Origin of the sequence: Cupriavidus consociatus (assembly GCF_017814975.1) — a bacterium.
Classification (GTDB): Bacteria; Pseudomonadota; Gammaproteobacteria; order Burkholderiales; family Burkholderiaceae; genus Cupriavidus; species Cupriavidus consociatus.
Genome location: NZ_JAGIQA010000011.1, coordinates 124416 through 144228, shown reverse-complemented (window position 1 = coordinate 144228; position 19813 = coordinate 124416). Strand labels below are relative to the sequence as shown.

12 protein-coding genes are annotated in these 19813 nt (G+C 65.7%); 3 read left to right on the top strand and 9 right to left on the bottom strand.

Annotation, left to right across the window (positions count from 1 at the left end; genetic code table 11):
• Positions 1-249: 249 nt before the first annotated feature.
• The 7 genes from J8I82_RS16875 to J8I82_RS16850 all read right to left on the bottom strand — a co-directional run bounded on the left by J8I82_RS16875 (position 250) and on the right by J8I82_RS16850 (position 13156).
• Complete coding sequence (locus J8I82_RS16875; RefSeq protein ID WP_245179833.1) at positions 250-8457, bottom strand: hemagglutinin repeat-containing protein; 8208 nt, start codon at positions 8455-8457, stop codon at positions 250-252.
• Positions 8458-8501: 44 nt separating this feature from the next.
• On the bottom strand, positions 8502-8897 hold the full coding sequence (locus J8I82_RS38355) for a two-partner secretion domain-containing protein (RefSeq protein ID WP_245179832.1): 396 nt from the start codon (positions 8895-8897) through the stop codon (positions 8502-8504).
• 103 nt (positions 8898-9000) lie between these two features.
• A complete protein-coding gene (locus tag J8I82_RS16870; protein ID WP_209759465.1) occupies positions 9001-9594 on the bottom strand; it encodes a hypothetical protein in 594 nt (197 codons plus the stop codon).
• 313 nt (positions 9595-9907) lie between these two features.
• Positions 9908-10078, bottom strand: coding sequence for a hypothetical protein (locus J8I82_RS16865; protein ID WP_209759463.1), 171 nt, complete (start codon positions 10076-10078; stop codon positions 9908-9910).
• Between the two features lie 102 nt (positions 10079-10180).
• Positions 10181-10504: a hypothetical protein gene (locus J8I82_RS16860; RefSeq protein WP_209759461.1), complete on the bottom strand. Its 324-nt coding sequence runs from the start codon at positions 10502-10504 to the stop codon at positions 10181-10183.
• 87 nt (positions 10505-10591) lie between these two features.
• Positions 10592-11563, bottom strand: a complete 972-nt coding sequence (locus J8I82_RS16855; protein ID WP_209759459.1) for a Bug family tripartite tricarboxylate transporter substrate binding protein — start codon at positions 11561-11563, stop codon at positions 10592-10594.
• Positions 11564-11635: 72 nt separating this feature from the next.
• The gene (locus J8I82_RS16850) at positions 11636-13156 is read right to left on the bottom strand and encodes a class I adenylate-forming enzyme family protein (protein ID WP_209759457.1); all 1521 of its coding nucleotides are present in this window, start codon (positions 13154-13156) and stop codon (positions 11636-11638) included.
• A gap of 315 nt (positions 13157-13471) precedes the next feature.
• On the opposite strand from J8I82_RS16850, the gene J8I82_RS16845 reads away from it, so the two are divergent.
• The 3 genes from J8I82_RS16845 (at position 13472) to J8I82_RS16835 (ending at position 17500) form a co-directional block, all read left to right on the top strand.
• Positions 13472-14665 carry an acyl-CoA dehydrogenase family protein gene (locus J8I82_RS16845; RefSeq protein WP_209759455.1) on the top strand — a complete coding sequence of 398 codons (1194 nt, stop codon included), beginning with the start codon at positions 13472-13474 and terminating at the stop codon, positions 14663-14665.
• Positions 14666-14679: 14 nt separating this feature from the next.
• Complete coding sequence (locus tag J8I82_RS16840) at positions 14680-15807, top strand: acyl-CoA dehydrogenase family protein (RefSeq protein ID WP_209759453.1); 1128 nt, start codon at positions 14680-14682, stop codon at positions 15805-15807.
• A 313-nt stretch (positions 15808-16120) separates the two neighbouring features.
• Positions 16121-17500, top strand: coding sequence for a DUF1329 domain-containing protein (locus J8I82_RS16835; RefSeq protein ID WP_209759451.1), 1380 nt, complete (start codon positions 16121-16123; stop codon positions 17498-17500).
• A 391-nt stretch (positions 17501-17891) separates the two neighbouring features.
• Here the strand turns inward: J8I82_RS16835 and J8I82_RS16830 are convergent, their stop codons facing one another.
• Positions 17892-18683: an SDR family oxidoreductase gene (locus tag J8I82_RS16830; RefSeq protein ID WP_209759449.1), complete on the bottom strand. Its 792-nt coding sequence runs from the start codon at positions 18681-18683 to the stop codon at positions 17892-17894.
• A gap of 2 nt (positions 18684-18685) precedes the next feature.
• A complete protein-coding gene (locus tag J8I82_RS16825) occupies positions 18686-19771 on the bottom strand; it encodes a 3-ketosteroid-9-alpha-monooxygenase, oxygenase component (RefSeq protein WP_209759447.1) in 1086 nt (361 codons plus the stop codon).
• Between the last annotated feature and the right edge of the window lie 42 nt (positions 19772-19813).

The following is a 19813-nucleotide window of genomic DNA, read 5'->3' as shown; positions in this document are numbered from 1 at the left end:
CATTGGCTACAAACCTTGGGACAAAGATCTATAGCTTTGAACGTTTGCAATCGGGGAATCGTGCCACATCGCGGGCAACGATATTTTTTTGCGATCCAGTAGAGCATCCATGGCAAATAAGCCCCCAAGAGGACCGTGTGACCCAATGGAGTCTCAAATACCCTAAATCCGAAAATATACGCAGCAAAGAAGAGGATCGTAACGACGATTAGTGTCCATCTCGCCCGCTGAAACCGGAGTATCTCCTGTTTAATACCCTCCATTTCTACTCCTCTTGTAAGAGAACTCAAAGATATTGATCTTTCCTTCCAGACCAAACCCGAACGATGGCGTAACGCCAACTCCTGCCTTCGATTGATAGTAGGTTCCGACTGCCGGTCTGGCGCCGGAGACGTTTGACCAGCCGCCCCCAGAAACCGAGCCTTCAACAACCCCAGATCCAAACTGAGCCGAAGCGCCTAAAGACGAGCCGACTCTATATTCGCCTGGCATCGCATCCTTGCCGGATGCCCAAACATCCGATTTCAGTGCAGTTGAAGAACCCTTAACCCAGCCATGGCCACCTGCGCCAACGCCGAGCGCCAGTTTGCCGTCTGTCGGCACTAGCCCAGTAAACCCCAGTTCCAATTCCCCTCCGATGCCATAGTAAAGACCTCCCCCCACAGCCCACGACAACGGCTGCGTACTCGGTGTATGGCTCGTGTTGAGTGCAGTCTGCTCCGGTGCCGGGCTGCCATTGGTATTGCCAAAAGAAGCAGGGTTCCTTCGCTCGGCATCTGTTGCGCTGAACAAGCTGCCGCTTTTGGCGGAGATGTACTCAGTTGCTACCGGATCTGCTCCAGGGGCCTTACTCGCTGCTGCATCAACCAATCTATATCCGCCGGAAAGTAACAGATTTTCGGCGTCTGCTGCGGAAATGTCATCGCCCGTCCTGCCCTTATAGAACTCGGCAAATTTCTTCGCATTGTCTTTCGCCCACTTGCGCTCGCCGGGATGCAGCTGACGATTGAAGCGATCCACATTTGACGCCGTCGCCGCGCCCGAGCCGCCTCCCACGATTGCACCAATGCCGCCCGCAGCAATATTGGCCGCCACGTTGCCAAGTGTTTCGTTGAGGTCGGCGTTCCCGGTGTCTACTCCCTTGGCGACCGCGCTGCTCAGCTCGTTCAGCTTGCCGCCCGCAAGCGATGCCAGCCCAGCTCCCGCAGCGCCTGCCAGGGCGTTGCCACCACCAAGTCCTGCGATGAGCGCGCCGCCAGCCGAATGCAGCGCTGCCCGGTAGCTGCCACTTTCGCCCCAGCTCTCGGCCTCGGCCAGGTATTGCTCTTGCAACTTGGTGTCGCCGGCCTCCCCAGCGGCCTTTGCGTTCTTCATGGCCTCATCGTACTTGGCCGAGGCGATATCGCCCACGGTCTTCGCCACTGCCTCGCCTGCCGCCTGTGCCGCCGCCATCATGTCGGCCTGCTTGCTCAGCAGGTTGTCAAGATCCGGATTGCTGCCGACCTGCGTATTGGTGTTGGTCGTGTCACGCTGCAGCGTCGCCAGATCCTGCTTCTGGCTAGCGCCGTCGGTGATCTTGATCGTGCCCTCGGCGACGGCCGCCTGAGCGACGCCATCTTCGCTGCCGCTCTTGTGCTGCGGGACCATCGGGCTGATGCCACCGGTATTCTTGCCCGAGGCCGGACCGCTATTGCTTTGTCCGGATGGCGTCCCCATTGCACCGCCGGCGGAGACACCCATCGAAGTGGCGCTGTAGTCGGAGTGGTTCTGGATGTCGCTCCAGGTCAGCGTGCCGGTGGTCAGGCTGTTCTTGTCCTTGCTCGCCTCGCTGGCGATCACCGCACCCTTCAGGCCCGTGTTGCCCTTCACATCGATGTCGAAGCCACCTTGCCCGGCGTAGATGCCGGACTGCTCGGAGACGTTCGCGTAGCTGCCATCGGCCTTGCCCGTGGAGGCCGAGAAGCTGGCCGAGCCACCGCCCTGGCTGATGCTGAAACCGCCGCCCATGCTTTGCTGCCTGGCGTGCGATTCCTCGGTGTCCTGCCGGCTGGCGAGGTTCAGGTCGCCGCCGACATCCGCAATCACCTTGCCACCGCTGACGGTGCCGCCGAGGATGTTGGTGTCGTTGCCAGACACGATGGTAACGGACTCCTTGCCATTCACGTCGCTGTTGGCCTGGGTGGTGCCAACGCTGTCCGCGTTGCCCTTGGCCTGCGAGGCCGAAGCCGACACGCCAAAGCCCTGCGCGCCATAAGACACGCCCACACTCGCGCTGCTGGACTTGTTGGTGCTGTGACTCTCATCGGTATCGGTAGCCGACACAATGTTGATGTCGTGCTTCGCGCCCAGCGCTACCTTGTTGGCATCGATATCCGAGCCAACGATGTTCAGGTTGCCCGCTGTCTTGTTGCCATTCGCACCCACTCCGGTGGCAACGAACGCCGCCGTACCGCCTGCCTTGATGCGCGAGCCGTCGTGGCTGGTACTGTCCTCAGTCAGGGTCTGCTTGCTCTGACTGGAGCCCCAGGAGAGTGTCAGTGCAGCACCAGCGGTCGGGCTGGCCCCGCCGGCCAGCGCGCTGCCGGCATCGAAAGCATCGCGCCCTGCGGCAATCCCCCACAGCGCCGATGCGCGGCCGTCCTGGCTGTTGCCGGCAGAATTGAGCTTATTGCCCGCGTTGAGCGCAGCGCCGATGGCTCCGCCCGACACGCCGAGTGTGAAGCCGCTTTGCTTTACTTCGTGCGTCTCATCATGGTGTCGGCTAGCTTGTGCCGCCTCAATGGTCACGTCCGCCGCTACGCCGGTCACGTCCTTGGCCGCGATCAGGTCACTGCCGCTCACCTTGAGCGTGCTGCCGGCTTTTAGATGCACGCTGCCGTCGGTGGAGCCCACAAGGCTGCCAGTCTGCCTCACCGCATTGTCGTTGGTGGTGTCCTTCTGGTCCCGCTTGCCGTAGGAAATGCCCGAGCCGGTCGCGCCAAAACCCGACTTGGTCGTGTGCTCATAGCTATGCGCAGAACTGGTGTTCTGCGTGCTGCCGATCGTCAGGTCGCGTCCCGCGTCCAGGTTCACATCCTTGGTCGCCACCATGGTGGAGCCGGAGACCGTCAGGTCGCGCCCGGCGCTGGCGGTCACACTATCAGCCGACACCAGCGATCCCACCGCGATGGTCTGCTGCTGACTGCTTTCCTTGGTCGTCTGCTCCTTGGACATGAAGCCGGAATGCTTGGTCTGCGACCATTCCTGCGCAGTGTGCTTCTCGTTGACGGTGCCGACCGTCAAGTCGCCCGTAGCGATCAGGTTGGCGACGCCCTTGTCAGTGGTCACCGCCGAGCCGAGCACCGCCAGGTTGCCAGTGCCATTACCCTCGGTCGAGGCGGCGATGCCATTGGCCTGCAGCACCGAGTTCACGGTGGCAGCCTGTCCAGCCGCCAGGTTGGCGTTGTTGCCGGCACTTAACTTGGCTCCGCTGACGGTCTCGTCATACGACGATTTCGTGTACTGCGCGCCCTTACCGCCGAGCGAGCCCTCGCTGTGCGTATGCGTGTCGGTCGCGGCGGTGACGGTGGTGTTGCGGCCTGCGACCAGCGAGGCGTTGCCGCTGGCGTCGATGGCCGATCCGGTCAGCGTGGCGTCCCGTCCCGCGACTGCCACTACATTCTTGCGGGCCTGCACCGAACTGCCGACGTTGACCGTGGTCTGGTCGTGGTAGTAGCTCTGGCCCCCGCGCGAGCTGGAATCCTGCGTGGTGCCGGTCGCCACAGTGCCAAGGTTCACGTCGCGGCCCGCGCCCAGCAGGGCATTGTTGCCAGCGTCGACCACGCCGCCCGCCATGTTGATATCACGCCCGGCAAGAACGCCGACATTGCTGGTCGCCGAGATCGAGGCCACGGCGCCAATGCCTGTCGCCCCGGCACGGTTAATGCCGTTCGTGACCTCGCTCGAGATCGTCTGCGTCTCGTTGATCACGTCGCGGCCCGCCGACACCAGCGTATCAGTCCCAGCGATGCGCCCGCCGAGGTTGCGCACATCCTGCTGAGCCTTGACCACAGTCGTGCCGGTGTTGCCAATCTGGCCCCGGTTGACGATGTTGTTGCCCACGACCTGCGTCGCCACGTCGCCGACGATCCTGCCGCTGTTGGCAAGGTCGCCGGTGGCGTTCAGGTTCACCTGGCTGCCTGTCACCAGTGCCCCGGTGCTTTGCAGGTCGACTGAATTGGACTGCGCCAGGTACAGCTTGGGCACCAGCACGGTCTGGTGGCTGCCATCGGGTAATGTCACGTCCTGGCTGACCAGCCACACCATGTCGGTGGTGAGCTGGGCCATCTGGTCCTCAGACAGGCCGATGCCCGGCGCCAGGTGGAACAGCCCGGCGTACATCAGGCCGCTGTCCATCAGCGCCTGGTATTCGGTCAACTGGTCGCTGTAGCCCGCCAGATAGGTGCGCCCGGTCAACTGCGTCACCTGGTCGCGGACGAGCTTTTGCTCATACCAACCATCCCCCAGGCGCTTCTGCGTCATGCCAGGGTCCAGGCCAAGCTGGCCCAGCATGTAGTCGCTGGAGATGAACTTGTCGTATTGCGTGAAGCCCGGGTCGGTGGCGATCAGGTAGGTCGAGCCGGGGGCGGTGCGATACGAATACAGCCCGTTGGTCGGCAGCGTCAGGTTCGGGATGCCGCCGCTGGCGGTACCCAGCGTCTGCGGTGCCTTGCCGGCGCCACCTGCCGCGCCGGCCACCTGCGTGCCGCTGGCGCCGCCGCCAGACAGGTTGCCGCCGCTGCCGGTCACGGTCTGGCCCTCGCGATTCACGGTCGCCACGGTGATCGTCTGCGCCGTGGTCTGCACCGACTGGTTGGCCGAGGCAACCGCCGGCAGCGCCATGACCGTGGTCGGCGCCTGCGGTGTGGTTGGATTCACCACCTGCTGCGTATCGCTGTTGCTGCCGGTTTTCGCGTGCCAGTAGAAGGTCGAGGTGTCGGTGGTGCTGACGGACTGCTGCAGCGCTGTGCCGATGTCCTGCACGCCACCGCCCGGCGCCACCCGGATCAGGTCGCCGCCGGCGGCCATGATCGAGGACTGGTTCAGGATCGCGCCACCGGCGCTGTTGATGCGGATCGAGCCGCCTGCCTGCAGCTTGGCTGGGGCGGTGGCACTCACCAGCTGGCCGGTCGCGGTGGTGGTCGCGGTGGTGCGGGAGATTTCGCTGTAGTCGTGGCTGTCCGGGCCGAGGTCGTAGCGCATCCGCACCTCGTCCGGGCGGATATGCCTGGCCGGGTCAAAGTCCGGCCAGAAGGTGATGCTGTAGGTGCTGCCGTTATCGGTGATGGACTGGTAGTACTGGGTCGCGTTCGTCGTCAGCGGCCGGGTGCAGAGACCCGTCGCGTCACAGTTCGGGGCGCTGAGGAGCGTGTAGTATTGCTCGACCGGCGCCTCGGTAAAGGACAAGGTCTTGGCGGCGGCGTCGAAGTTCGTCACCGTCGCTTTGTCCACCGTGACCGTGATGGGCTGCATCAGGGCCAGGGTGCGGCTGGCACTGACCGAGGCGTTGTTGCCACTCCAGCGCCAGGTGGGAAAGGTCACGCTTTCGTGGTAATTCAGGTCGACGCCGCTCATGCCGGCATTCCACATGGTCAGCGTCTGGCTGGCGCTCGTCACCGGCGTGCCAGGCGCCACTTCGATGCTGGTGCGGGTATTGCTGACCTGGTTCGCGGCGATGTCGATGTCGCCCTCGGCCTCGATGGTGGCCGAGCGGTTGACGAGCGTGGTGACCTGGTTGGCCAACAGGCCGGTAGCCGGGTCGCGTGTGCCGTCGCGCGCGATCTGCAGGTTGCCGGCGCTGTAGAGCGTGGCGCCGTCCAGGTTGTGCACCGAGTTGGTGGCGTAGACGTTCAGGTTCTGCACCGCCGCCATCAGCGCAGCCGCGCCGTTGTTGGTGATGTCGGTGGCCTGTACCGTCACGTTGTTGCCGATGACCGTGCCGGTGTTGGTCAGAGTCGGGCTGTCGGTCCGGACCGTGTCGCCCTCGATGCGCCCGGCGTTGTCGATCGACTCGGAGGCCGTTACCGTGGTGCTGGCCGAATTGATCGTCGCGCCGGCGGCGTTGACCACTTTGGCGCCAGAGGCGGTCAGCGCCCCGGCAGCCGCCAGTGTCGCGGTATTGGTGAGGGCCCCGGTGGCCGATACCCGCATGTCGCCATCGGTGTGCAGGTGGTTATTGACGTCGTTGGTGTAGTCGCCCGCCACGTCCAGCGCCAGATTGCGCCCGGCGATCATGTCGCCACTGCCGGAGACCGCGCCTTGCACGGCGATGTCCTGGTTTGCCTTGATCGCGCCACCGGCATTGCTCAGCGACGCGACATGAAGGTTCACATGGGTCTTGCCCAGCACCTGGCCGCCATCGTTGACGAACGTGGTGCTCTCCTGGTCCAGCGTCAGGCCGTTGCCGCCGTAGAGCGTGCCCTGGCGGTTGTCGACGCGGGAGGTGACGTTCAGGTTCAGCGCGCCGCCCGCCGCTACGAAACCGCCGCTGGTGCCGTCGCTGGTGTTCGTCAGCGTCTGCGTGCTGACAGTCAGGTCGCCATTGCCGCCTAGCGTGCCCGCCGCATTGTTCAACGCGGTTGTCGCCGTCACGGTCGTGGCGCCATCGCCGGCATTGGCAATGTAGCCGCGCGTGTTGTCCACGCTCGCCGCCGAGACGGTGGCCTGGCCGTGCTCGCCGTTGGCGGCAATCGTGCCGTCGACATTGGCCAGTGCCCCGTTTGCCGTGACCGACAGGTCGCCCCCGGTCTGCGCCGAGCCCGCCGTGTTGTTCAGGTTGCCGCCGCTGGTGACCGTGAGGCCCGTCTTGCCGTACAGTGCGCCTTGCCGGTTAACGAGGTCGCCGGTGGCCTGGATCGTTGCCAAGCGCTGCGCCGACATCACGCCCTGTGCATTGTTCGGCGTGGTGGCCTGCGCTTGGAGGTCGCCGTTGGTCTGGATCGTGCCGCCGGCATTGCTGGCCGCGCCCTGGCTGGTGACGACCAGCGTGCCGAAGCCGGCGTGGGAGAGGCTGCCGCTGTCGTTGACCAGCGTATCGGCCTGCACGGTCAGGTTCTGGCCGTTGGCGAGTATCTCGCCACTGGTGTTGTCCAGCGTGCCACCGGCGGCAATTGTCGTGTCCGATTCGCCAAACTGGCGGATGGCGCCGCCCCGGTTGGTCAGCTCGCCGGTAGCGCGAAGCGCAAGCTGGTCGCCTTCGACGCTGCCGGCGGTGTTGTCCAGCGATTGCGCCGCCAGGCTGGTGCTCGCCGCCGATACCGCGCCCTGGCGGTTGCTCATGGCGCCAGCGACGGTCGTGGCAAACGCGCCGCCCGCCGTCAGGCTGCCGGTGTCATTGTTGAGCGACGCGGCATGGATGCCTGCATTGCCCGCCGCGCTGACCTGGCCGCTGTTGGTCATGGCCCCGGCGGCAAGCTGCACGTTGCCGTTGCCGCCAATCACGCCGCCCTCGGCGCCGCTGGCGGTGGTCCCGGCGGCATTGACCAGTGCACCGCTGGTCTGGATCGTCAGGCCGTCGCCGTTCAGCGAGGTCATGCGGCCAGCGGTGTTGTCGAGCGACACACCGCTGGCGTTCAGTGCGCCGCCGGCCTGCATCACGCCTTGGACGTTGTTGATGGCGCCTGTCGTATTCACCGTCGCGGCATCCTGCGAGACGATCTGCCCGGCTTGGTTCGACAGGCTCCCCCCGGCCAGCGTGGTGGCAGCGCCGCTGGACAGGTTGCCCCGGTCATTGATAATGGCGCCCGAGGCGCTGGCCACCAGCCCCGCGCCGGCGGTGGTGGTAGCGGCGGTCAGGTCGGCATTGCCCGCGCTGGCCGCGAGGTTCAGGTTGCCGCCTGCCGAGGTCGTGCTGCCGGCGAGATTGAGTCCCGTGCCCTGGATGATGGCGTTGCCGCTGGCCGTATTCCTGCCAGTAGCCGACACGGCACCGCGGGTGGCGACCACCGCGAGGTCGGCGGGGCTGGCGGCCGAGCCGTCCTCGTTCAAGCCTGCCGCCAGCGTGCCGGTGGAACCGACGGCGCCGCCGTAGGCGTTGAGCCACTTCTTGGCGGCCAGCGTGCCACTGTTGGACAGCGTGCCGTCGGTGTTGATCGAGGCCGCGCCCTTGGCGTAGGTGGTGCCGCTGTTGTCGATGCCATCGCGCGCATAGGCGACGATGTTGCCGCTGGCGTTGGTCTGGCCCGCCAGGATCAGCTTGCCCTGCGCCGTCAGCGTCAGGTCGCCGGCCTGGGCCGCCTGCACGCCACGCAGCGAAACCCCGACACCATGTTCGGTGGAAGCGAGCACGATCTTGTTGGCGTACATGCCGCCCAGCTGGCTCACGTCGATGCCGAGCGCCGATGCCGCCCCCGAACCCGCGATAGGCGTGGCCGCCAGCGTGTTGTGGTCCACCTGGTTGGCGCCCGCGACCACGTTCAACTGATTGGCATAAAGCGCCGCATTGGCCTGCACCGCGCGTGCGATCAGGTCCAGGTGTTCGTGACGACCGGGGAGTTGTTCAAAATCACACCGGCCTTCGGCACGTCGAACTGCGTGTAACCGTTGGTTGACACGCCAGCGGCGGACGGCCTCGTGATGTTCACCTGCTGGATGCCGTTCCCCGTCTGCACCACGGTGGGCCGGTTTGCGCCCGCATTGGGGTCGGCCACCACCTGCGCGGTGCTCACCATCGGCACACCCAGCGCCATCCATACGCCCAGCGTCAGCGCGGGCACCGCGACGCGGGTCACCATCGCCCTCGCTGCGGGCAAGCCACTAACGCCATGCCAGCCCTTACCGCGGCCAATAGCGGACTCCTGCACGGCGAGCAGCATGCCTCGGGCGGCGTTGAAGACGAGACGATAAAGGTTGTTGTTCATGGATGGACAACTGGACAATCAGACGACAGCCGCAGCTACGCAGCCGGAAACGCAAACACGCCATGCGCCAAGCGACGCATGGGGTCATTGACGAGGGCAGGGGTCAGTGCGGCAGCCGCACGACGTAGATGCCGGCAGCCAGCGCCGAGGCGGTCACTGTCACGTTGGTGCCGTTGACGGCACCGCTGCTGCCAGGCGCGGCGGCATAGGTGCCGCCGCTGGCCGTGCTCTGCGCGGTTTCGATCGTCGGTGCCACGCTTAGGGTGCTTGCCGTGGTAAAGGTCAGCATGAGCTGCGGATTGATGAGGCTCGCGTACGCGCCATCGGTCTTCAGTTCGTAGACATAATCGGCGCTGACCCCGGCGGGTACCGGATTCGGCTTGCCCAGGCAAAGGGTCACGTTCGTGAGACCGCTTGCCGGCGTCTTGACGGTCAGCTTGGCGATGTTGTCGTCCGTGACGATCGACATCGACGCATTGGGCACCGAGCTGTTCGAGAGCGTCAGCTTGCGATAGCCGTCAGGGCACGAGAAGGCAGCCGGCGCTGGCGCGGGAGTTGGTGCGGAGGCCCCCCCGTTCGCACCGGCGTTGCTTTGTGGCGTGCTGGAGCCGCCGTTGTTATCGTCGCCGCCACCGCCGCAAGCGGTGAGCAGCACTGCTATGGAAACGACACTTGCCAGGACTGCGAGCTTATTCATTCTTCTTGCCTCCGGTTCATTGATAATCGTTGTCCCCGCGTGACGGAAAAAGGCCCGAATCGCTTGTCCAGGCGATTCGGGAGAGCAAAGGCGGGTCGGATGCCGGCCCGCGCACGGGGGTGACACCGCGAGCAGTAATGTCAGAGGGGAGGCTAGGAGCACACAATTGCGGAAACAATGGGATGAATCGGAAAACGGCTCCGGGTTTTCATTTCGTTGCAATAGGAGCCGAGTGCGAGCGTGGCCGCGGCAGCATTGGTGTGCTGCCGGGAGGAAGGAAACGATACCGCCGGGCCTAAGCCTGGTCCGATCGTCAGTGGCTGCTGGTGGCGTGCTGATGCAGGTAGTCGAGCACGTCCCAACTGTTTGGGTCGACCTCGCAGCCTTCCAGTGTGATCTGGATGTAGACGAAGACCGCGCGCATGAAGCCTACGCGGAACGTCTCGCTACGGCTCATCAGCGCCGTGGCGAAGCGTTCATGCATCAGCGCTAGCGGTATCCGGGATGTGGAATGCGCGCCTTGAGCAGGCAGGCGAAGGCTGAATTGCACCGAATGGCAGGCTATCAGGCCTGGCACATACGGTGATCAGGTCCGCGCCGGTTTGGCGCGCGGTGGGTCGTTCTGACGCCTCTGTTGGGCGTAGTGCGGATACGCCAGCAGCGGCAGCAGCACCGGGTTGATCAGGTACGGGATGTCCGCGTCCGAAGGATCGCTACCATCTTCATCTGGCAAGGACACCTCGGCTAGCACCTCAGCGGGCAATGCCTCGAAGCCGTAGCCGGCCAGCACCGCGTCCTCGCGCAGTTGCCCCTCCACAATCCAGCGCGGATCGCAGTTACTTTTTATCGCTCGGCCAAAAAGGGACCCGCCCAGCAGGGCGGAACCAGGCGGTTCAACCAGCGACAACATCTCACCAACACCTCCCGCCCTCGAGCAACCCCAAAAACGACAAGGCCGGCATCTCGCCGGCCCCATCGCACAAATTCACAAATCCCCTCAATCCGCCTGAATCCCCGCCTTCTTCACCACCCCGCCCCACAGCGTCAGCTCCCGCTGGATGCGATCCCCCAGCTGCTTCGGCGTGCTGACATTGACGTCATACCCACCCGCCGCCATACGCTGCCGATAAGCCGGATCGTCGCCGATCGCCTTCTGCGCCTTGACCAGCTTGTCGACCACATCGGCCGGCAGCTTCTGCGGCCCGACCAGCGCATACCAGCCGGTCAGGTCATAGTCCTTCTGGCCCGACTCGATCATGGTCGGCACGTTCGGCAGCGCCGGGTTGCGCGTCTTCGACGTGACCGCCAGCGCCCGCACCTTGCCGCCGTTGATATGGCCAATGGCGGTGCCAGTGATATCGAACATGAAGGTCACCTTGCCGCTCATCACATCCGCCATCGCCGGCGAATTGCCCTTGTACGGCACGTGCAGCATCTTCACGCCGTTCATCTGCGCCAGCAGTTCCGCCGACAGGTGGTTCGACGCGCCCACGCCGGCCGAGCCGAACGAGACGTCCTGCGGATGCTTGCGCGCGTATTCGACCAGTTCGCCGACGGTCTTGGCCGGGAAATCCTTGTTCACCAGCAGCACGTTGGTGTAGTCGGTGATCAGGCCGATGTAGGTAAAGTCCTTGACCGGGTTGAAATTGACCGAACGCTGGATCAGCGGGGTCATGGTCATGGTCGGGCTGGCGACGAAGTACAGCGTATAGCCGTCCGGCGCTGCCTTGGCTGTCATGTCGGCGGCGATAGCGCCGCTGGCGCCGGCGCGGTTGTCCACCACCACCGGCTGCTTGAGCACGCGGCCCAGCTGCTCGGCGTAGATGCGCGCGGCGGTATCGACCGGGCCGCCCGGGGCATAGCCCACCAGCAGCTTGACCGGCCGCGACGGGTAGGCCTCCGTCGCCCAGGCCGCGCCCTGCAGCAGCAGGGTCGTGGTCAGTGCCGCCAGTGTGGTCCAGGTTTTCATTGTTGTCTCCTCCAGGTAGGGCTGAAATGCCCGGGCTGGCATATCGGGCCAGCCCGGTAAAGGGATTCGGGCTCAGTCCAGCAATGCACGCAGAGGCTGCTTGAGCAGCTTGCCGCTGGCCGTCGTGGGAATGACGTCGACGGTGCGGATTTCCGCCGGGCGCTTGTACGGGGCCAGGCTTTCGCGCAGGTAGGCGTCGAGCGCCTTGGGATCGACGCTGGCGCCTTCCTGCGTCTCAATAAAGGCGACCACTTCCTCGTTGCCGTCGGCGGCGGGGCGTCCCACCACCGCCGACTGGCGCACGCCGGGGAAGGCGTTGATCACCGACTCGACTTCGATCGGGTAGACGTTGAAGCCCGAGCGGATGATCAGGTCCTTGGAGCGGCCGGAGATAAACAGCGCGCCGTCGGCGTCCAGGTAGCCCAGGTCGCCGGTGTTGAGCCAGCCGCCGGGCAGCAGCGCTTCGGCGGTCTGCTCCGGGTTGCGGTAGTAGCCGAGCATCACGCCGGGGCCGCGCACACGGATCTGGCCGCGCTCGCCTGCGGGCAGCGGCGTGCCGGCATCGTCGGTGATCTCGATCTCGACGCCTTCGACGATATGCCCGGCCGAGCAGTCGGCGCGCGGCGCGTCCATGCGCGTGATGAAGAGCGAGCCGGCGTATTCGGTGATGCCGTAGCCGTGGTGCAGCGGCTGGCCGAACAGCGTCTCGACGTCGCGCTTGAGCGTGGGATCGAGCGGCGCGCCGCCGGTGTAGAGGTAGCGCAGGCGCGGATACTTGCCGGGGCCGGCACCATGCGCCGCCGCGACCGCCAGGATGCGCGTGAACATCGTCGGAACGCCCTGCAGGATGGTGACGCCGGGCGACGCCAGCGCCTCGAACACGTCGTTGCCGTCAAAGCGCGGGCGCATGAACAGGCTGGCGCCGGCGTACAGCGTGGCCATCAGCACGGTGGCAATGCCGAAGATGTGCGACATCGGCAGTGCGCCGTAGGCTACGTCTGCCTGCCCCATGTCGCGCGAGGTGGCGGAGATGCGGGCAAAGTGCGTCAGGCCGACGTGCGGCACCATCACGCCCTTGGGCGCGCCGGTGGTGCCGGAGGTATAGATCAGCGTGGCGACCTGGCGCGCCTTTTCGCTGGCCACGCGCTCCGGCGCGCTGGCAGCGCGCACCGCCAGCATGCCGTCGGCAAAGACCGGGCAACCGCTGGCTTGCGCGCCGAGCCGCGCACCGTGCGCCGCGGCCACCTCGGACACATGGCCGGTGAACAGCACCAGCGCCGGCTGCGCGTGGTCGCGGATATTGTCGATCTCGCGCGCGGACAGGCGCGCATTGACCTGGATCGGCCAGGCATGCAGCAGGCTGCTGGCGAACAGCGTCACCACCATCTCGTTGCAGTTCTCGCCGACCACCATGACCCGGTCGCCCTCGCCCACGCCCTGGGCAGCCAGCCAGTCGCGCGCCGCTTCGATGCGCTGCCACAGTTCGCCATAGCTGATCACGGCGCCGGTCTCGTACAGGCAAGGCGCGGCGGGCGTCTGCGCGGCCCAGTGGCGGGGGATATCGTGGATATATTGGGGGCGGAAGGAAGACATGCGGCTGGCTCGTTCGGGATACGGCTGGGTTGGCGACGCTTGCCGACGCCAAATGCGCCGGAATGCACCCCGACGCACTTGAGCAGGCCACGCCAGTTTGCGCCAAGGCCGCCTGTCGCGGTATTTGGAATTGGCTAAGGCCGTGTTCGTCCACGCCGCCACCACCCGGCTCAGGTGGTTCCGCCGGCACGAAGGGCGGCTTTACTATTGATGAAGCAATGGGCAGCGTCCGCGTCCTACAATCGGCCGGCACACCTAGGGCCGCAACCGGTTGCTTGCCGCAACGGGCCGCCCGCGTAACGAGGGGACATTCAGATGGATTTGCGTTTCACCGCCGAGGAACAGGCCTTCCGCGAGGAGGTCCGCGCTTTCGTGCAGGCCAAACTGCCGGAAGACATCCGCAACAAGGTGCTCAATCACCAGCGCGTGGAGAAGGACGACTACGTCCGCTGGCACCGCATCCTGCAGGCCCAAGGCTGGGGCGCCCCCACCTGGCCCACGCAATGGGGCGGCACCGGCTGGACCGCGCTGCAGCGCCTGATCTTTGAAATCGAGACGTTCCGCGCCGGCGCGCCGCGCCCGCTGCCGTTTGGCCTGACCATGATCGGCCCGGTGCTGATGAAATACGCCAGCCCCGAGATGCAGCAGCGCTTCCTGCCGCGCATCCCGGGCGTGGAAGACTTCTGGTGCCAGGGCTACTCCGAGCCGGGCTCGGGCTCCGACCTGGCCTCGCTGAAGACCCGCGCCGTGCGCCGCGGCGACAAGTACATCGTCAATGGCCAGAAGACCTGGACCACCATGGCCCACTTCGCCGACTGGATCTTCTGCCTGGTGCGCACCGATCCCGACGCCAAGGCGCAGGAAGGCATTTCGATGCTGCTGATCGACATGAAGTCGCCCGGCGTGACGGTGCGCCCGATCAAGACGCTTGACGGCGGCCACGACGTCAACGAGACGTGGTTCGAAGACGTGGAAGTCCCGGTCGGGAACCTGGTCGGCGAAGAGAACCGTGCCTGGACCTATGCCAAGTACCTGCTCGGCCATGAGCGCACCGGCATCGCCGGCATCGGCCACTGCCACCGCGAGCTGCGCCAGCTCAAGCACTACGCCAGCCAGGCCACCGACGGCGCCGGCCGGCCGCTGATCGAAGACGTGCGCATGCGCGACAAGATCGCCCGCGTCGAGATGGACATCATGGCGCTGGAAATGCTGCTGCTGCGCGTGGCCACGCAGGCCGCCGGCACGCCGGGGCCGGAAGCGTCGATCGTCAAGATCCGCGGCTCGGAAGTGCAGCAGGACCTGGGCATGCTGATGATGGAAGTGGCCGGCCCCAACGCCTGGCCGTATTCCCCGGACTGGCTGGAGCCGGGCGCGACGCAGCCGGTGTCGGGCCCCGAGTGGGCCGCCCCCGCCGCCTCCACGTACTACGACATGCGCAAGACCTCGATTTACGGCGGCGCGACCGAAGTGCAGAAGAACATCATCTCCAAGATGATCCTGGGTTTCTGAAGGGATAGCTGAACATGGACTTCACCTACAGCGAAGAGCAACAGATGCTGGCGGACAGCCTGCGTCGCTTCATCGATACCGAATACACCTTCGAGGCCCGCCGCAAGAGCGCGCGCCAGGGCGAAAGCCTGGACCGGGGCGTGTGGAGCAAGCTGGCCGAAATGGGCGTGCTGGGCCTGACCGTGCCGGCGGATTTCGGCGGCTTCGGCGAAGGCCCGGCCAGCCAGCTGGTGGTACAGCGCGAGCTGGGCCGCGGCCTGGTGCTGGAGCCGGTCACGCCCAGCGGCGTGATGGCCGCCGCCACCCTCAACGCCTACGGCAGCGACGCGCAGAAGCAGGAATGGCTGCCCGCGATCGCCTCGGGCGAACGCATCGTCACGCTGGCCTACCTGGAGCCGACCACACGCTACCGCCCGGAATCGGCCCGCGCCAGCGCCGAGCGCAGCGGCGACGGCTATGTGATCAGCGGCACCAAGAGCGTGGTCTGGCACGGCGCCGCCGCCGACGCCTACCTGCTGACCGCGCGGGTATCCGGCAGCAACGAGATCGCGCTGTTCCTGGTGCCGCGCGACAGCAAGGGCCTCGCCGTGACCGCCTATCCCACCATCGACGGCCTGCGCGCCGCCGACCTGTCGCTGCAGAACATCGCGGTGCCGGCCAGCGCGCTGGTGGGCCAGGCCGCCGACGGCCTGGCGGCGCTGGGCGTCGGCCTCGAGCACGGCATCGCCGCGCTGTGCGCCGAGGGTGCGGGCGCCATGGAAAAGCTGATCCAGATCACCGGCGAATACCTGGGCACGCGCCAGCAGTTCGGCAAGCCGCTGGCCAGCTTCCAGGCACTGCAGCACCGCATGGCCGACATGCTGGTGCAGAAGGAACTGGCGCTGTCGATGGCCTACGTGGCGGCGCAGGCGCTGGATGAAACCGATCCTGCCGCGCGCCGCCGCATGCTGTCGGCCGCCAAGGTGACGGTTGCGCGCGCCGGGCGCTTTGTCGGCCAGCAGGCGGTGCAGCTGCACGGCGGCATGGGCATGACCGACGAGCTGTCGGTGGGCGACTACTTCAAGCGCCTGACCATGCTGGACCAGCTGCTGGGCGACAGCGACTACCACCTGCAGCGCTTCGGCGAAGTGATGGAAGCCTGATCCTGACAAAGGCCGCTTACAAAGCCAGGCCTGCGATTGTTGTCTCTCCTCTCCCGTATGCGGGAGAGGGGGGCAAACCGGCGACATGGATAATCTGTCAGAAGGCTGAAGGCCGGGCACTTGCCCGGCCGTTTTTCTTTATTCCGCCCAGCTTTCTCCATCTCCCTCGTTGCTTGCCGGCACTGCACTGCCCCTCGCTCCAGGCTAGGGAAATCCACTAGTCCGTTCCAACGATTCCCGGCCGCGGCGCCGTCACTACCCTGTTACCACAGGCACGGACGACGCCGGCCATTCCCCTAGGAGCGAGACTGCAATGACATCCACTACACATCGACTGCTGCGCGGCAGCCTGCTGGTGACCAGCATGGCACTGGCCGCGGCATCGTGGGCGAAGGTCACCCCCGAAGACCTCAAGCAGCTTGACAGCAACCTGACGCCGATGGGCGCGGAGCGGGCCGCCAGCAAGGATCGCGATGTGCCCGCATGGTCGGGCAAGTGGCTGGGCACGCCGCCAAACGTCAAATACCAGCGCGGCGAACGCTATCCCGATCCGTACGCCGACGAAAAACCGCTGTTCGTCATCACCGCGCAGAACGTGGCACAGTACGCCGAACGCCTGACCGACGGCCAGAAGGCGCTGTTCAAGAAGTACCCCGATACCTTCAAGATGCCGGTGTACGCGAGCCATCGCGACTTCCGCTACGAAGATGCGGTTTACAAGGATATCCGCACCTTCGCCACCACCGTCAAGATGACGAGCGATGCCAACGGCCTGAAGGACGCCGGGCCGCAGGTACCCTACCCGATGCCGAAGACGGCCATGGAACTGCTGTGGAACCAGCGCTTCTCGTCAGCCGTAGGCACCGAAAAGGCGCAGTACGACCAGGCCGTGATCTACCCGAATGGCTCGATCGCGTGGGGACGGGTCTCATACAGCATCCTGTCGCCGCGCAATAACGGCAAGTTCGACCCGCACAACGCGCTCAACGAGCGCTCGTTCTTCCGCACGGCGACCGACCTGCCGCTGCGTGACCGTGGCCAGGTGATCGTGGGCTATGCCGTGTGGGACCAGGAAGGCTCGGACACCAACCGCACCTGGATCTACAACCCGGGCACGCGGCGCGTGCGCCAGGCGCCGGAATTCGGCTTCGACCAGCCGCAAGGCCCCGGCGGCTTCCGCACCGTCGATGACGATCGCCTCTTCAACGGCTCCGGCGAACGCTACAACTGGAAGATCGTCGGCAAGAAGGAGATCTTTGTCCCGTACCACAATTACAAGCTGCTGAGCACGTCGATCAAGTACAAGGACCTGCTGACCAACGGCCACGCCAGCCCCGACGTGATGCGCTATGAGCTGCATCGCGTATGGATCCTGGAAGCAACGCTCAAGTCCGGCTTCCGTCACCAGTATGCGAAGCGCGTGCTATATCTCGACGAAGACACCTGGCAAGCCCTCGCCGCAGACAACTACGATGGCCGCGGCCAGCTGTGGCGCACCAACCTGCAGGCCTCGGTCTACGCCTACGATGCGCGCCGCTATCATCCGACCGCGGTGTTCTACCATGACCTGATTTCCGGCGCATATTTTGCGGACCGACTGACCAACGAAGGCCCGATGTTCCAGCTGAACAACAGTCCCGAGTTCACCGAAGCGTTCTTCTCCCCGGACGCCGCGCGCGGGTCTGGTACCTGACCCATCGTATGATCCGGCCGGGCGAGTCTTCGCCCGGCCGTGCCGTCTCTCCTTCCCTCCCCCTCCCCCTTCCCCTTCCCTCGTCACGCACGCATGCCTTGTCGTGACGGCGGGCGCAAGCGTAGACATGCGCCTGGAACACGAATACTTCCCTCACCCGCAGCGCGTATCGGCGGGCCTTCGCTGCAGCCACGGACTGCCAATCGCTCGCGGGCGAATATCCGCGAGGCCACGGCTCTGCCGGAGAAATCGGGAATACTGCGATGGATCTGCGGGAAGGCGTGGGATATTGAGAGAGCGTATGCAGTAGCCGACACCTACCGCATACGCTTCCCTCCCCCGCAAGCGGGAGAGGGAGAGCAAGCCGGCGGCATTGGCAGCCGCCGCCGCTTCAGAACGTCATCGGCCGCTGCGCGGCATCCAGCCCGCCATCGATGAACACCACATTCCCGTGCATATAGGCCGCCTGCGGTCCGCACAGGAAGGCAATCACTCCAGCCACCTCCTCTGGCTGCGCACGGCGGCCCAGCGGCGGCAGGAAGTCGCGTATGGCATCGCCGTAACGCGGATCCTTCAACCCCGACTGCAGCAGTGGTGTTTCCACCGCTCCTGGCGCCACCACGTTGAGCCGCACACCGGCCTGTCCCCAGGCCGCGGCACGTTGCCGCGCGGCTGCCGTCACCGCATGCTTGGAACTGGCATAGGCGATATAGCCAGCCTGGTCCCGCGTCGCTTCCGCCGCCGCAGCGGCTTCCAGCATGGCCCGCACGCCGGCCTCATCGCCGCCGAGATAGGCATCGCGCAAGGGGCTGCCCTCCCAGGACTGCAGCGTGGCCGAACTGGAAGACACCACCACCGCGCACGGGTCCTGGCCGTGGCGCAGCGCGTCGAACAAGCCATCCAGCAGCGCCACCACGCCGAAATAGTTGACCGACGCCACCAGCGTCGCAGGATCGACATGCGGGCCCAGGCCGGCGCAGCAGATCAGCTGGTCGATGCGGCCGCCCGAATGCGACAGCACGGCATCGATCGCCGCAGCGCGGCCTTGATCGGTAGACAGATCGGCAAGGATGTCCGCATCGCGCAGGTCGACGCCGATGACCCGGCAACCGTCGGCCAGCATGCGCGCGCGCGCCGCCGCGCCCATGCCGGACGCGGCGCCGGTAATGACCGCGGTTCTCACGGTCAGCCCTCGAACACGTGCCGCAGCGCCGGCGGCTCGATATTGCCCGGGTTCAGCTCGAACACGCGCCGCGCCACGCTGGTCGTTCGCACCTGTTCCACGTCGGTATAGAACTGCTGGTACCAGTCGCGCATCTGGTAGACCGGGCCGTCGCCTTCGCACAGCAGCGGATTGTCGATGCGGATCTTGCTGTCCCAGATGGCCACGTCCTCATAGAAGGCCTGGCGCGCCTGGTCGACGTAGGCTTGCGCCATCGCGCGGTTCTGCTCGTCGCTGAGCCCCGGGATCTTCTTCACCAGTACGCCGTAGCGCAGCACGAAGCTGTTCAGGTCGATCGGCACATGGCAGTTGAGCAGCACGGAGTGGATTTCCTGGTCGCCCATGCGGCCGCTCATGTCGGTGATGTGGTAGGCCGGACCGAAGTAAGTGGACAACGCCGTCAGCCGCGCATCGCCAGACAGCCTGGCGCTGCGCCCGATCATCAGCTGCGTGGCCTTGTGGTCCTCGAACAGGTTGGCGAAGTAGTCGACTGGCGCGCCGTGGACCGTGCCGAAATGCGCCATGTCGGAGATGTTGTCGACCAGCTCCCGGCAGTTGGTGCGGATCACCATCTCGTCCATGGCCCATTCCGACCACTCCGGCGAGAAGCACGCATCGATGCGCGGTATCGCCACCTCAGGCGGCGCCGCGCGGCCCTCGGGGTCGTGCCAGATAAACAGCAGCCGGTTCTGCTCGCAGGTCTGCCAGGCCCCGACACGCGCCTTGGGCGGCACGCGCTTGCAGTAGGGGATCGACTTGCAGCCGCCGTCGCCGCCCCACTGCCAGCCGTGGAACGGGCATACCAGGTTGTCGCCCTGCACGGTGCCGGTGCTGAGGTCCGCGCCCATGTGCGGGCAGAAGCCATCGATCACGCGGATGGCGCCGCTCGAGTCGGCGAACGCGGCCAGGCGCCGGCCGAAGATATCCAGTGTGTGCGGCTTGCCGTCGCGGTAGGCGTCGGCCAGGCCGAGGCAGTGCCAGCCGCGCGCGTAGCGGGCCTCGGGCGGGCGTGATTCGATCTTGTAGCCGCTGATGCCGGTTTGGCTCATGGTGTCTCCTTGAAATCCCGTGGGAACTTCAAGATAAGAGCG